14 protein-coding genes are annotated in these 13,872 nt (G+C 43.9%); 11 read left to right on the plus strand and 3 right to left on the minus strand.

The genetic code is table 11. The features are described from left to right. Positions 1-293 precede the first annotated feature (293 nt). The 7 genes from JMY01_RS08680 to JMY01_RS08710 all read left to right on the plus strand — a co-directional run bounded on the left by JMY01_RS08680 (position 294) and on the right by JMY01_RS08710 (position 8,467). Positions 294-2,054, plus strand: coding sequence for an amidohydrolase (locus tag JMY01_RS08680; RefSeq protein WP_227677783.1), 1,761 nt, complete (start codon positions 294-296; stop codon positions 2,052-2,054). Positions 2,055-2,150: 96 nt separating this feature from the next. Continuing rightward, positions 2,151-3,080, plus strand: coding sequence for an alpha/beta fold hydrolase (locus JMY01_RS08685; protein ID WP_201575186.1), 930 nt, complete (start codon positions 2,151-2,153; stop codon positions 3,078-3,080). Between the two features lie 137 nt (positions 3,081-3,217). After that, positions 3,218-4,039 carry a 2,3,4,5-tetrahydropyridine-2,6-dicarboxylate N-succinyltransferase gene (gene dapD / locus JMY01_RS08690; protein WP_201575187.1) on the plus strand — a complete coding sequence of 274 codons (822 nt, stop codon included), beginning with the start codon at positions 3,218-3,220 and terminating at the stop codon, positions 4,037-4,039. Between the two features lie 199 nt (positions 4,040-4,238). Next, a complete protein-coding gene (gene lhgO / locus JMY01_RS08695) occupies positions 4,239-5,468 on the plus strand; it encodes an L-2-hydroxyglutarate oxidase (RefSeq protein WP_201575188.1) in 1,230 nt (409 codons plus the stop codon). Between the two features lie 409 nt (positions 5,469-5,877). Further along, positions 5,878-6,618, plus strand: coding sequence for a 7-carboxy-7-deazaguanine synthase QueE (queE, locus tag JMY01_RS08700; RefSeq protein ID WP_201575189.1), 741 nt, complete (start codon positions 5,878-5,880; stop codon positions 6,616-6,618). 61 nt (positions 6,619-6,679) lie between these two features. Continuing rightward, the gene (locus JMY01_RS08705) at positions 6,680-7,738 is read left to right on the plus strand and encodes a multidrug resistance efflux transporter family protein (protein ID WP_201575190.1); all 1,059 of its coding nucleotides are present in this window, start codon (positions 6,680-6,682) and stop codon (positions 7,736-7,738) included. Between the two features lie 93 nt (positions 7,739-7,831). After that, entirely contained in the window at positions 7,832-8,467 is a 636-nt protein-coding gene (locus JMY01_RS08710) for a trimeric intracellular cation channel family protein (RefSeq protein WP_201575191.1), read from the plus strand. Here JMY01_RS08710 and recJ read toward each other — a convergent pair. Further along, positions 8,464-10,311: a single-stranded-DNA-specific exonuclease RecJ gene (gene recJ, locus JMY01_RS08715; protein ID WP_201575192.1), complete on the minus strand. Its 1,848-nt coding sequence runs from the start codon at positions 10,309-10,311 to the stop codon at positions 8,464-8,466. The genes JMY01_RS08710 and recJ overlap by 4 nt on opposite strands. Positions 10,312-10,662: 351 nt before the next feature. On the opposite strand from recJ, the gene JMY01_RS08720 reads away from it, so the two are divergent. Continuing rightward, entirely contained in the window at positions 10,663-11,178 is a 516-nt protein-coding gene (locus tag JMY01_RS08720; RefSeq protein ID WP_201575193.1) for a hypothetical protein, read from the plus strand. Between the two features lie 118 nt (positions 11,179-11,296). Further along, complete coding sequence (locus JMY01_RS08725; RefSeq protein WP_201577703.1) at positions 11,297-11,485, plus strand: DUF6122 family protein; 189 nt, start codon at positions 11,297-11,299, stop codon at positions 11,483-11,485. A 30-nt stretch (positions 11,486-11,515) separates the two neighbouring features. Here the strand turns inward: JMY01_RS08725 and JMY01_RS08730 are convergent, their stop codons facing one another. After that, complete coding sequence (locus tag JMY01_RS08730; RefSeq protein WP_201574958.1) at positions 11,516-12,361, minus strand: IS630 family transposase; 846 nt, start codon at positions 12,359-12,361, stop codon at positions 11,516-11,518. 63 nt (positions 12,362-12,424) lie between these two features. Here JMY01_RS08730 and JMY01_RS14130 point away from each other — a divergent pair, with 63 nt between their 5' ends. Both JMY01_RS14130 and JMY01_RS08735 read left to right on the plus strand, forming a co-directional pair. Continuing rightward, on the plus strand, positions 12,425-12,643 hold the full coding sequence (locus JMY01_RS14130; protein WP_265089889.1) for a DUF6122 family protein: 219 nt from the start codon (positions 12,425-12,427) through the stop codon (positions 12,641-12,643). Positions 12,644-12,841: 198 nt separating this feature from the next. Further along, positions 12,842-13,234 carry a hypothetical protein gene (locus JMY01_RS08735; protein ID WP_201575194.1) on the plus strand — a complete coding sequence of 131 codons (393 nt, stop codon included), beginning with the start codon at positions 12,842-12,844 and terminating at the stop codon, positions 13,232-13,234. A gap of 120 nt (positions 13,235-13,354) precedes the next feature. Here JMY01_RS08735 and JMY01_RS08740 read toward each other — a convergent pair whose 3' ends face one another. Beyond that, positions 13,355-13,732 carry a hypothetical protein gene (locus JMY01_RS08740; RefSeq protein ID WP_201575195.1) on the minus strand — a complete coding sequence of 126 codons (378 nt, stop codon included), beginning with the start codon at positions 13,730-13,732 and terminating at the stop codon, positions 13,355-13,357. Positions 13,733-13,872 lie beyond the last annotated feature (140 nt).

The following is a 13,872-nucleotide window of genomic DNA, read 5'->3' on the forward strand; positions in this document are numbered from 1 at the left end:
AAACCATATCTAAAATCCAAGGATTGTTTCACCATGCAAAACCCAGCTTCACATTAGTGAACATTATTAAACAACATTCACACGCTTTGTAAACCTTTATCAGAACATATGCTGGGGGTGTTTTAATTTATTTACGCTGAACGTTATATGTAAACTCCCATAAATTGCAGCCACAATTTGCTCAATAATTTTTATCTCCATCAGAAATAGGCAAATATTGTCTTTATGCCCTTCTGTTATAATAAGACCCTACTCACGGAACGACTTCTAAAAAAATAACTAAGGAAATAATAATGACGATAAGCATGTTGGCTAAACCAACTTTATTAAGCCTTGGGTTGATGAGCATAATTGGTTGTACGACCAATCACAGCCTCAATCAAACAGCAAATCAACCAATGACGCAAACGGCAGCGAGCCAAGCGACCGTTTATTACAATGGCGATATTATTACGATGGCAAGCGATGAACCAGAAATGGTAGAAGCCTTAGTGACCAAAGCAGGCAAGATCGCCTATGTCGGTAGCCTAACCGAGGCACAAAACAAGTATAAAAGCGCTGCGCAAGTCAACTTAAAAAACCAAACTTTGCTACCAAGCTTTATCGATCCGCACAGCCATTTTGGACTGGTGTCCAATACCATGGGGCAAGCGAACCTCAATCCACCACCCATCGGTGATGTCGATAGTATAGATAAAATGCTGCAAACGCTAAAAGCTTACAAAGAGGACAATAGCATTGCCGATGGCGAATGGATATTTGCATGGGGCTATGATGAGACGCAACTGAGCGAGGAGCGTCATCCGACCAAAGATGAGATCGACAGTGTGTTGCCAAATAATCCCGTTTATCTTCAGCATACCAGTGGTCATATGGGCGTCGCCAATTCTAAAGGCTTAGCGGCTATGAATATCACCGCTGACAGCCAAGCGCCCGCTGGTGGTAATATCGCCCGAGTGGCAGGCTCCAATGAGCCGAATGGTTTGGTACAAGAAACGGCAATGTATCCGTTTATGTACAACCTGCTGCAGATAATGACGCCCAAACAAGCTCAGTTCTTTGAGCAAACTCAAGATTATTATGCCAAAAACGGCGTGACCACCGCCAATGATGGCTCAACCACGCGCGATGCTATTGAGTTTTTCCAGTCACAAGCGGATGCAGGCAAGCTCAAAATTGACTTGATAGCATTGGCAGGCGTTAGCGACTTGGATGAAAACTTAGCCGATGAAAACTTTAGATGGAAAACCTATCAGAATGGCTTTAAAGTGCAAGGCACCAAAATCATCGCTGACGGCTCACCGCAAGGCAAAACTGCCTACTTTACCGAGCCTTATCTGACGCCAGTTGCAGATTGTAAGAGTGATTGCCGAGGGCTGCCGAGCATCAGTCAAGATGAGATGAACGAGATGTTTGTCAAGGCTTATCAGCGTGACAATCAATTATTTATCCATAATAATGGCGATGCCGCAACCGATATGATTCTCAAAGCGCACGAACATGCGGTTAAAGAGACGGGACAAGCCGCTGATAAAGACCGCCGCATTGTACCCATTCATACGCAGTTTGTGCGCCCCGACCAGCTACAAGCCTTTAAAAAGTACAATATGCTGCCGTCATTCTTTACCAATCATGCCTATTTTTGGGGCGATGTGCACGTCCAAAACTTAGGCGAAAAGCGCGCCTACTTTTCAAGCCCAATTGCGACAGCGGATAAAATGGGAATCATATATACTAACCATTCTGATGATACTGTAACGCCATTAGACCCTTTGTTTTCAGTGTGGTCAGCAGTCAATCGCACGTCGCGCTCAGGCAACATCATCGGTCAAGAAGAGCGAGCCACGCCCTATCAAGCATTAAAAGCCATTACGAGCCATGCCGCTTATGAGTTTTTTGAAGAAGACAGCAAAGGTAGCTTGGTCGAAGGTAAGCTTGCTGATTTGGTCATTTTAGACGCCAACCCATTGACGGTAGATAGCGATAAAATTCGTGATATCAAAGTGATAAAAACCATCAAAGAGGGTAAGGCCATTTATCAGCGCCCCTTATAATAAGCGCTTTTAGCGGATACCTCTTTATTTTATCTATCGTTATCTTATCTATTGTTAGTCCAGTTTTTAGATCATTACCCATTTAAGGAATTGCCTATGTTTACCTCCGAGCAAATCATCTCCTCTGACAAAATCCATTATCTACATCATCGTTTTTTTGAGCCAAAAGATGACAACGTCAAAGCCACCTTGCTGATAGTACATGGTATGGCAGAGCACAGCGGTCGTTATGCAGACTTTGCACAATTCTTGGCGGATAATGGAATAGCAGTGGCCACTTATGATCAGCTCGGTCATGGAAAAACGGTAAAAACACCTGAAGGGCTTGGCTTTATTGCAAGCGAACATCCTGTACAGACCTTATTAAAGGATGTCATCGTCATGGCAGATACCTTAAAACGTCGTCATCCAAAGGTGCCACACTTTATCATGGGCCACTCCATGGGCTCATTTATCGTGCGTACGGTGCTCAAGCATCATGCTCAAGATTTTGCTGGTGCCATCTTGATGGGTACTTCCGATGCCAATCCCTTGATAAAGGCGATATTACCTATCAATGGTATCCTAGCAAAAACCTCACCGAAAAAGCCCAATAGCGTGTTTGCTGACCTCATGAATAAGATACTCAATAGCAAGCTTGATAATCGCATCTCTGCCTCGAAGTTTGCGTGGCTCAATGAAGATACTGCTGCTATTGAAGCTTATGAAGCCGATCCTTTAACAGGATTTGACTTTACCAATAATGGCTTTTTAACTTTATTCACTCTAATGCAAGCAGGCGTTCATAAAGGTTGGGCCAGTACCATTAACAAGGACTTCCCGATGCTGTTTGTCAGCGGTGAAAACGATCCTATTGGTAATATGGGGCGCGGTATTCGTAATATAATCAACCACTTGCACAAGCAAGGATTTAACAAAACAGACGCGCGCTTATACCCTAACATGCGTCACGAACCTCTACACGAGCAGCACCATACCATGGTCTACCAAGATATCTTAAGCTGGCTACATCATCTAAGTAAGTAGCGGTTACTGTGATGGTTTGCTAAACTTGCTAAATTAATGACAATACAGCAAGCCATTTTTTAGTCTAAGCCGTACGATTCATTTAAATATAAAGTTCACGTTCATTTACCCCTACCCACTGCCTATTAGGAATATTTATGTCATTGCAACAAACCATCGAACAAGCCTTTGAAAACCGTAACGAATACAGCCCGGCTACTATGCCACAAGACGTACGCGACGCCATTAATGAAGTGCTTGAACAACTAGACAATGGTAGCTTGCGTGTCGCTGAAAAGAAAGATGGCGAATGGGTGGTCAATCAGTGGGCCAAAAAGGCGGTGTTGCTCTCTTTCCGCCTGAACGATAACTACGTTCAAGCCGCTGGCGAACATGTGCAGTTCTATGACAAAGTACCCACTAAATTTGCGGATTGGACTGAAGCACAATTCAAAGAAGCTGGCGTACGTGTTGTACCACCAGCTGTTGCACGTAAAGGCTCTTATATCGCAGCGGGTGCAGTACTCATGCCTTCATATATCAACATCGGTGCTTATGTCGATCAAGGCGCGATGGTTGATACGTGGGCAACCGTTGGCTCATGTGCGCAAATCGGTAAAAACGTGCATCTATCAGGCGGCGTCGGTATCGGCGGCGTCTTAGAACCCCTGCAAGCTAACCCAACTATTATTGAAGACAACTGCTTCATCGGTGCGCGCTCTGAGATCGTTGAAGGCGTCATCGTAGAAGAAGGCGCAGTCATCTCTATGGGTGTCTACATCGGCCAATCTACACGTATCTATGATCGCGAAACGGGCGAGATTCATCGCGGCCGTGTACCAGCGGGCTCAGTTGTGGTACCAGGTAGCTTGCCAGCAGAAGACGGTACGTACAGCTTGTATGCGGCTATCATTGTGAAAAAAGTCGATGCGCAAACCCGTGCAAAAACTTCAGTAAATGAGCTATTACGCTTAGCATAAGTGAAACATTGTTAAATAACGGTTATATTATTTCTATGGTTATTTAGCTTCGTATTTATGATCTGTTGACCCTAGTTAAAAAAGCCGACTTGCTCTAAGTCGGTTTTTTTCTAAGTTATTGGTGGTTATATACGTTACCTACTGTCTACTTTTAAACTGCTGATCATTTACTTTCAAACGGCTCATCAGGGGAATTGATATGATTAACAAGCACTATGCCATCATTGGGGGAGGCATCAATGGACTTGCTGTAGCACGGCAACTACTTTTGGATTTTCCAGAATCTAATGTCACAGTGTTTGAAAAAGAAGATGGCGTAGCTCAGCATCAATCAAGCCATAACTCTGGTGTCGTACATGCTGGCCTTTATTATGAACCCGGTGGTCTTAAAGCGCGCTTATGTCGCCGAGGTGCTGAACTGGTCAAACAATATTGCTTGGAAAATAATATTGCCTACGATGAATGCGGAAAAGTAGTAGTGGCATTAAACGTAGTCGAAGAAGCTAGGTTAGAGAGCATTTATCAAAAAGCGATCGCTAATCAAGTGCCAGACGTTCGCATGCTAAATGCCGAAGAGATTAAAGAAGTCGAACCCAATTGTATTGGTACTAAAGCCCTCTACTCTCCGCGTACTGCTATCGTAAGTTATGGGGATATTGCCAAAAAAATTGCTGAAGAGATTCAGCAAAAAGGCGGGCATATTATTCTCGGAAAAAAAGTCGTTCGTTTAACGGAGAAAAATAATAAGGTTACTGTGCATTTATCAGGTAGTCATTCAGACAGTCCTTCAAACAATGAGCAACACGATAATGCTTTCGATCAGGTTATTACTTGTGCCGGCTTGCAGTCTGATCGGTTAGCAGCTGGCTCAGGCGATACAGAAACCCCCAGAATAGTGCCTTTTTTTGGTCAATATTACGTGATTGATGAAACTTACAAAGCCTATGTCAAAGGCTTGATTTATCCTGTGCCCGATCCTAATTATCCGTTTTTAGGCGTCCACTTTACCAAGCGCATTGATGGCCAAATGACTATAGGGCCAAACGCATTTATCTCTTTGGGTCGTGAAAACTACAGTGGTAAAGATTATAATGCTGCAGATATTTATGACTTTCTTACTTATAAAGGCTTTTGGAAATTTTCGTCGAAAAATATGCCTGCGGCCATGCGTGAGCTACGTACGGTATTGAGTCAAACGAACTTCGTCGAACAAGCTGCTAAATATGTACCTTCTCTAGCGAAAGTTTCCGTAACACCTGCTACCAGAGGAATCCGTGCCCAAGCAATGGAGGCTGACGGTTCTTTAGTGGACGACTTTGTTATTAGAAAACAGGGCAATATTACCCATATTCGTAACGCACCATCGCCAGGTGCAACCTCATCCTTAGCGATTGCCGAATATATTGTCAGAGAAGTCATGACGCATTGATAAGCATCAGAGCCAGTATCATCTAATCTTAAGACGTTTGTATATGCGACCATGGTACTGACAGAGACTTTTTGGGTTTAATATGAGCGCTTACGTTATAATCTCTCTTTTATTTAAACATGACAGTATTTAAGCATATAGTTGATACACTTTAAAACCGATACAGTGCTACTGGGATAAATTTTGCGCAGCCTCTGGAGCGCGAAGCGCACAGCAAGCAAGCAAGCAAGCAAGCAAGCAAGGAAAATTTGTACCAGTAGCACGACAATATCAATGTATCGATTTTATTTCGAATTGACTATAGATAAGCACTAAGTGTTTATACCTGCTATCAAAATGAGCTCCCCTCTTATCTTTGTTGATAAATGTTTAAACGCTTTATCAACCCTTAACCGTATTTGAAAATATTATGACTGAGCTATCTTTACGCAACGCTACCATCCCCGTCACTGATCCTGAAGCTGGTCTTCGTCTGACTGAGATTTTTTATTCATTGCAAGGTGAAGCCTTGACCTCAGGTCTGCCAACGATATTTGTACGCCTAACAGGCTGCCCGCTACGCTGCGTATATTGTGACACTGAATACGCCTTTAGTGGCGGAGAACGCCAGTCGTTAGAAGCCATTATCGACATCATCAAAAGCTACCCCTGTAAGCGCATCTGTCTGACGGGCGGCGAGCCCCTTGCCCAGCCAAACGCTATTGAACTTATGAAACGCTTACTGGCCGACGGTTATGAGATATCGCTTGAGACCGCAGGCGCACTCACTGTCGAAAACGTCCCGCCAGCCGTTAGTAAAGTGATGGATCTCAAAACTCCAAGCTCTGGTGAAGCAGATAAAAACCTATGGTCAAACCTCGACTATCTGACGCAGCATGACCAAATCAAGTTTGTCATTATGAATCGCGCCGATTATGACTGGGCGAAAGAAAAGCTGTTTGAGCATAAGCTAAATGAACTCGTCGGTACCGTTTGGTTTTCACCGATGTTCAACGTTGCAGAGGATGTCACTACTAGTAAAGAAATAACCAGCCCTGACGTGCCCGTACTGGCACGAGAGCTTGCAGAGTGGATGTTGGCTGATGCTTTGCCTGTGCGTTTCCAATTGCAACTGCACAAAATCATTTGGGCAGATGCCAAAGGCAAATAACGAGCGCAGAAAATACAAATAAATATCGCTGCTCACCTCAAAATCGTTGCAAGGATGCAAAATGGTCAGACTGATTTTACTGGGCTTATTGGCTGGCGCGTTTTTTAGCTCAACCTTTATTTTAAACGAGCTCATGAGTGCAGCAGGTGGCCATTGGTTCTGGTCTGCAAGCCTACGTTATGTATTTATGTGGCTCATCCTCACTGCCATTATCGTTAAGCAACACGGCTTTGCGCGCATTAAACAGCTGGCGACTATTTTTTGGCAGCATTGGCGATTTTGGTGCGTGACCGGAAGTATTGGCTTTGGGGTTTTTTATACTGGCATTTGCTATGCAGCTGACCATGTCGCAGGTTGGGTGGTCGCCGCGACTTTTATGTTCACTGTCGTCGCCAGCTTGCTCGTGCTACTGGCGTTTGGCCAGCGCTTCGATAAAAAGTTTATTGGTTACGCGCTACTGGTCTTCATTGGTGTGGTACTGGTCAATGTCAGCGAAGGCCTCCGTGCCTCTGCTCTGGCCGATATCAATGCTGCGCCAATGGCAGAAGTACTGCTTTATGGTGCATTGCCTGCGTTAGTAGCGGCTTTTAGCTATCCCATCGGTAACCAATTGGTCTGGCAAGTCTCTTTTAATGCCAAGAAAATCAATGCTATGCAGCAGCAAGCAAGCGAAACTGACACCATGCAGTCTAGCAATTCCCTTGCTGTCCAACCTCAGTCTTTACTACAAACACTCATCGCACGCGTTCCTACCATCGAAACGCCACTATTGCAAAATGCCTTTAATAAAGTATGGCTAATGACTGTTGGTAGTTTGCCTTTCTGGTTGCTTTTGGGCATGATAGTGCGACCTGAAGCGCCCGATACTTCACAGCTATTTAACACCTTGCTTGTCGCGTTACTGGCAGGGGTTGCAGCGACCACCATCTTTTTGTACGCGCGTGAGCAAGCACAGACTTCAAGTGAAGTTGCGGGTGTTGACTCAACCCAAGCCAGCGAAGTGGTATTTGCGTTGATTGGTGGTATATTGCTCTTAGGTAATGCTTTACCTTCAGCGATGGGACTGGTTGGTATCGCTCTGATTATGCTGGGACTGATATTGTTTGCAAAAGATGGCTAAACAGCATTCTCATGTTAAGTCGACGCCTTCCAAATCATTATAGAATTTTCAAGCACCCATCCATTTTAACGGTCACTACTTGGTAATATAACCATGGTTAATGATTTAATATTCCCTGACATCTTATTGTATCTACTGGATATGGTGGGCGTGATTGCTTGCGCTATTGCCGGTACTTTACTGGCGCAGCATAAAGGCTTTGATGTCACAGGTTGTATCTTAGTATCCATGGCCAATGCTGTTGGCGGCGGTACTTTGCGCGATTTGGCACTAGATCGCCATCCACTATTTTGGATGACAGATCTTAACTACATGTTTGTCATCACGGCAACCTCTCTTATCCTGCAGACCTTTTTCCATCTTTATCATAAGATTGATAGAGCGGTTAAATTGTTTGATGCTATTGGTCTTGCTGCCTTTAGCGTTATCGGTTTTAAAGTAGCTTTGAACCAAGACATGTCACCACTGATTGCCATTATGATGGGCGTCTGGACGGCGATTATCGGTGGCTTATTACGTGATATTATCTGTAATCAGATACCACTGGTACTGCAGCGTGAAATATATATCACCGCCAGCATTGTTGGCTCAGTGGCGTACTTATTGCTGGATTACTTGGGTGTGCATGCAGGCGTCAATGAATTTATCATGCTCGGTATTATTTTTTGGGTACGTATGTTGGCATTGCGTTTCGACTGGCATCTGCCGTCTATCCGCTTAGTGGATTAAGGTTTAACGACTGCTAAATCCTTCACCATCAGCTGCAAGCTTTGTTTGCCATTCCACTCGTTGATGTCAAGCTCAAATAATACATGCACTTGCTCAGCGCGATAGTCCCAAACTTCACTATCAAAATTAAAATAAATCGCCTCTATCGGATACTGCACATCAGGATAGCGCAGTGAAAGTTTGAGATGCTTATCTTTTAAAACTTTAAAGCTAAGCACCTCAAACACTCCATCAAATATAGGCGGCGCAAAGCCATGCCCCCAAATGCTAGCATTGGCTAAATGCTCAGCGAACCATAAGCTAAAGTCCACCGCCTGCAAAGGTCCGTCAGTAAATTTTTGCTCGGCAAACACTTCATCATCCATCTCTGCCATGACTTCATCAAAAGCACGCACAAAGCCATCGAAGTTCCCACGCTTAAGAGTCAAGCCAGCTGCCATCGCATGACCACCAAAGTGACTGATTAAGTCAGGATGGCGCTCAGCAACTTGCTCAATCGCATCACGTATATGCACGCCAGCGATAGAGCGTGCTGAGCCTTTAATCGCATCATCGTCAGCCGTCCGCTGTGTGTCTGCTGGTGCAAAGACGATACTTGGCAAATAATGGCTTTCTTTTAGACGTCCAGCGACGATACCGATGACGCCTTGATGCCAATCGTCTTGATACAAAATAATACTGCGATTACTATTATTATTAGGTTGGCTGTTAGGTTTATGGTTAACAGAGCGAGCATGGCTAATTATTTCATCATTATTGGCGTCAGAATGGCTGTCGTCAGAACGGTTGCTGTCAGAATCATCAGCAGCCAATGCCTGCACGATACTATCTGCTTGCGCACGCATCTCGCCTTCTACCCGACGGCGCGTGCGGTTGAGCTGCTCAAGCTCCTGCGCCAGACGCTGAGCTGTGCTCCAGTCTTCCGTCAATAAGCATTCAATACCGATGCGCATATTATCCATGCGTCCCGCGGCATTAATACGCGGCCCTAAGACAAAACCAAAATCCTGCGCATGCAGTTGCTTGGGGTCACGGCCTGCTTGCTCAAGCAGTGCTAATATACCTAGGCAGCAGCGTCCCTGTCGGATAGCGTTCAGCCCATGATGTACTAGAATGCGGTTGTTTTTATCGAGTACGCCAACGTCTGCAATCGTCCCAAGCGCGACCAAGTCGAGATATTGGCTGACCTGTACAGTGGACTTGCCTGCTTCACGGCGCAGCTTTGCCAGTCGTCCCAGCACATAAAACGCCACGCCCACTCCAACCAATGCCTTACTGTTAAAGTTGCAATCGAGCTGGTTTGGATTGACCACGGCCTCAGCGGGCGGTATCTCTTTGGTGGTGAGGTGATGATCGGTAATGATGACGATAATACCATCAGCCTGCGCACGGGCAACGCCTTCATGACTTGAGATACCATTATCCACCGTCACTATCATGTCGGGCTGATAGGTTTCAATGCCCAACTCGACAATCTCAGGCGTCAGACCATAGCCGTATTTGAAGCGATCAGGGACTAGAAAATCAACGACCGCGCCCATGGCAGTCAAAGCACGCATCATTAGCGCGGTACTGGTCGCACCATCACAGTCGAAGTCACCGACGATCAAAATTCGCTGAGCCTCATCAATCGCCGCATCTAGTAGACGCACTGCGGTCGTGACACCGTGCAGCATCTCAGCGGGCAATAGACCTGACAGTCCAGTTTCAAGCTCATCAGGCGTCGTGATACCGCGACCAGCATAAAGCCTGGCAAGCGTCACTGATTGAGCGGCAAGGGGTTGCAATGCGGCGGGCAACTCGTCAATGCGAGTGCCAGTATAACGGGGAATCAAATTTAGCATGAGCGTATTCTACTGGCTTTGTCACAGGGTCACAATGGCAATTTATAGCGTCTCGGTATACCCTTCATCATTGCATCACATTGCTTTGGAGAGTATGTTTATGAGTGGGCTGAAGCTTGAAGAGTACTATACCTATTAGATGGCTACGCCAAAAAATATCAAACAATGCTATATTTAACCAAACCGCTCTAAATTTACAAAAACTCTGCATAGCCATAGTATTTTTCTGCATTTTGCTACAAAGCAATGATTGTATGTCATCTATAAATCCATAAAATAGTAACCATCTGAAAGACTTGTTATTTTAATAAAATTAATATTTTTGTATTTAACCTTAGATAAGGAAGCTTTATGAAAACCACTCCAGCAGCTGAAAAACTCCCAAACACCATCGATCCAAACTTGGATTTAGATCAAGTAAAAAAAGAATGTCAAAAACTGGTCAAAAAACGTGCCAAGTACTCTGCCGGTGTGGCTATCGTACCAGTGCCTTTTTTTGATGTGGCTGTCGATGCGGGCATGTTGACCCAACTGCTACCTGATATTAGCGAACGCTTTGGCCTAATTGAAGGACGTGAGTCAGCAGTCGATCTAGAGTCACGCGCGATTCACTGGCAAGCGCTAAAAGACCGTACGGTAGACTTTGCTGGCTTAATGGCGACACGTGGCATCATCAAAAAAACCATGCAAGGTTTCGGTGGCCGTATCGCTGCCAAACAAGTGACCAAGTTTATCCCGCTTGGTGGGCAAATGGTTGCAGCAACCATGGGTTATATGATCTTTAAAAAGATTGCGACTGACCACATCAATGAATGCTACAATCTGGCAAAAGACATTCAGCAAAAACAGCATGGTAAGAATATCTAAATCCAAATATTCGTGCTATACAAATAAATCCAGTTAAGATGATTTTCTTAACTGGATTTTTTGTTTTATTATCGTTAAATAGCATTCACTCAGAGCCCTATTTTGAATCGGAAAACCAATGACTCAGACGCTTGTGCATTATTTCCTACACTTTGGTATGCCTTTGATCATTGCCTATGTGTTTTTCCGTAGCGACTATAAACGCGTTTATTTGATATTGCTAGCCACCATGCTGGTCGATTTAGACCACCTATTCGCCACCCCTATCTTCTCACCCAATCGCTGTAGTATAGTCAATCCACAATAAAAGAGATACAACCCATATCATGAAATATAGTCAATCCACAATAAAAGAGATACAACCCATATCATGAAATAGCTTAGGCAGATTATTCTCCATCCAGCCTTGGCGTAGAAACTTAGCTTGAGCCCATTTCTTTTCAATGGGATTAAGATCAGGACTGTACGGTGGTAGCCACAAAATACGATGACCATGTCTGTTGAGTAGTTTTTGGATACGCTTATTTTTATGAAACCGAGCATTATCCATGACAATAACGCATTTGGTTTTAAGGCTTGGGATTAGTGTTCGTTTGCACCAGTTGTAGAATATGGTGCTGTTAATATTCTGCTCAAAGTAATCAAGCGCAAACAGCATTTTTTCATACAATGCCCCGATGACATTCGTACGCTTTTTTGCTTGCCAGTTGTAGCTATCTATACAGGGTGTACCTATCGGTGCATAGCCATGAGAGCGGATAGTCTCGTGCTCAAAGCCGCTTTCATCCATATAGACAATGGGATAGCCTTGCTGTTTAAAGTGATCAAGCCTACTCTGGAATATCGCTCTTTTGATCGGACAGGCTTTTGGATGTTCCAAGGTCTTTTTTTGACTGATACCAAGACGCTTTAAGGCAATCTCAATGCCTGATTTGCTACAATTTAAACGCTGTGCTCGCTCATACATGTAATCGTCTGGATATTGCGCAACGTCTTGAAGAAGTGCTTCATTTGGTATTTTACTGGGTGCTTTATCCCGAGATTGTTTGATTGTTGGGTTTTTCAACCAGCGTTGTAATGCCGTCTTGCTAACGTCATAGAAAGTACACGCTTCACGAATAGTCATGTCTTTGTTTTTGACGCTTTTGATCACTTGCGCCCGGAAGTCTGCAGAATAAGTCATCGTTATTAATATCTTTCTCTTAGTTTTAATAGTATTGTATCTTATTTATAAAAGACCGACTATATTAACTTTCATCCATTGCATACTTATTATGCGATGCTGGTTTATGTAGGCATGTTTTTTTTAAAGAAACCCTATCGACTCATTGGACTAGGGCTCATATTACATATGCTGACCGATTTAAATGATTGCGTCATGACCTATCTTAATTGTCCACAGTGCTTGATTGACGCCCCTGCTCGTGAGTTGGTCGCATGGTTAGCCAATCTGTTAAGAACTTAGAATAATCGATAGACTTGCTTACTTAATTCTAGCATCAATCATTTACTCATTTACTCATTTACTCGCCGATAAGGTAACTCATAAATAGGCCTCACCTTAGCTATTTGTTATGTGAGTCAATGCTATAAAAATGTATAATCACAGATTCTTGTGAATATCTTGACACCCCAATTCTAACAATCATTAAAGGACTAAATCATGAAGAAAATCTTACTTTCTAGCGCTATGCTTGCTACTTTTGCCCTAGCTGGATGTACCACCACAGGCGGCGTCAATAACAATGCCGGCAACGCTATCGGCACTGCTAACGAGATTGGTATGAACGTATTCAAAGCGGCAGTTGATAATCAGTGTCGCATCGAGATTGAAAAGCAAAGTGCGTGGCGCATTGCCAGTGCTGCCATGACAGATGCACAAGAAGAAGCGATACAAAGTAAGGTGTGTGGCTGCGTCAGTGAGCAAGCACCGCAACAAGTAACTCTCGTTGATATGGGCAATGCAGCAATAGACCCAGCGTATCGTGCACAACTGGTCACGAGAGTTGTCGCCAAATCGCTACAGAGCTGCTACGGTAGCATTGTGCAGTCATAGGCGTAAATTCACTAAAAAGACACAGAGCACATTATTCAACGCTGCGCTTGGTGTCTTTTTTATATAAATAACAACTTTATGAAGAGTGAATATTGATAGGTTTTTTAGAGTGACGCCTTATTACTTGTCTGCCTCTGTAATCACTGAGCTATCTGGTAATGGAGCAGTTGTGGGCAAGACTTTGGTGCTGCGAAAGTATTTAGAATGACTGTTTATGATCTCATTTACGCTATCAATCAAGTCTTCGATAACATCATCATATATCCCATGATGTAACTCTGTCTCAAAGTCAGTAAACGGATGTTTACGAGCCGCGGCTCTAACGTCAGTTATGCCATGCTTACTATAGAAGATATTGACACTGCCATCACTGTTCAAGATGCAAGCCAGCTCGCCTTCATCGACACTCATATCCATACGCTTGGGGGTAAAAATATAGTCTTCAACGTCCAGTAGTTGCTTTTCTATGCCTTTTTTGAATAACGCTTTGACATCCATTCTTATATCCTTGTGATTCAGGTTTATAGGTTTTTTGATCTCAGATCACTTGCTGTGCCACTGATTTATCCTATAAGAAAAACGACTGTCATTGAAGATTAGATGTGTAAAACTGCGTTTATGGTTGGTAAGATTAGAAT

The sequence above is a fragment of the Psychrobacter sp. H8-1 genome (assembly GCF_904846575.1).
Classification (GTDB): Bacteria; Pseudomonadota; Gammaproteobacteria; order Pseudomonadales; family Moraxellaceae; genus Psychrobacter; species Psychrobacter fulvigenes.

Coding starts and splice junctions, on each gene's coding strand:
- JMY01_RS08680 (WP_227677783.1), top strand. CDS start 294: ATGACGATAAGCATGTTGGCTAAACCAACTTTATTAAGCCTTGGGTTG.
- JMY01_RS08685 (WP_201575186.1), top strand. CDS start 2,151: ATGTTTACCTCCGAGCAAATCATCTCCTCTGACAAAATCCATTATCTA.
- dapD (WP_201575187.1), top strand. CDS start 3,218: ATGTCATTGCAACAAACCATCGAACAAGCCTTTGAAAACCGTAACGAA.
- lhgO (WP_201575188.1), top strand. CDS start 4,239: ATGATTAACAAGCACTATGCCATCATTGGGGGAGGCATCAATGGACTT.
- queE (WP_201575189.1), top strand. CDS start 5,878: ATGACTGAGCTATCTTTACGCAACGCTACCATCCCCGTCACTGATCCT.
- JMY01_RS08705 (WP_201575190.1), top strand. CDS start 6,680: ATGGTCAGACTGATTTTACTGGGCTTATTGGCTGGCGCGTTTTTTAGC.
- JMY01_RS08710 (WP_201575191.1), top strand. CDS start 7,832: ATGGTTAATGATTTAATATTCCCTGACATCTTATTGTATCTACTGGAT.
- recJ (WP_201575192.1), bottom strand. CDS start 10,311: ATGCTAAATTTGATTCCCCGTTATACTGGCACTCGCATTGACGAGTTG.
- JMY01_RS08720 (WP_201575193.1), top strand. CDS start 10,663: ATGAAAACCACTCCAGCAGCTGAAAAACTCCCAAACACCATCGATCCA.
- JMY01_RS08725 (WP_201577703.1), top strand. CDS start 11,297: ATGACTCAGACGCTTGTGCATTATTTCCTACACTTTGGTATGCCTTTG.
- JMY01_RS08730 (WP_201574958.1), bottom strand. CDS start 12,361: ATGACTTATTCTGCAGACTTCCGGGCGCAAGTGATCAAAAGCGTCAAA.
- JMY01_RS08735 (WP_201575194.1), top strand. CDS start 12,842: ATGAAGAAAATCTTACTTTCTAGCGCTATGCTTGCTACTTTTGCCCTA.
- JMY01_RS08740 (WP_201575195.1), bottom strand. CDS start 13,732: ATGGATGTCAAAGCGTTATTCAAAAAAGGCATAGAAAAGCAACTACTG.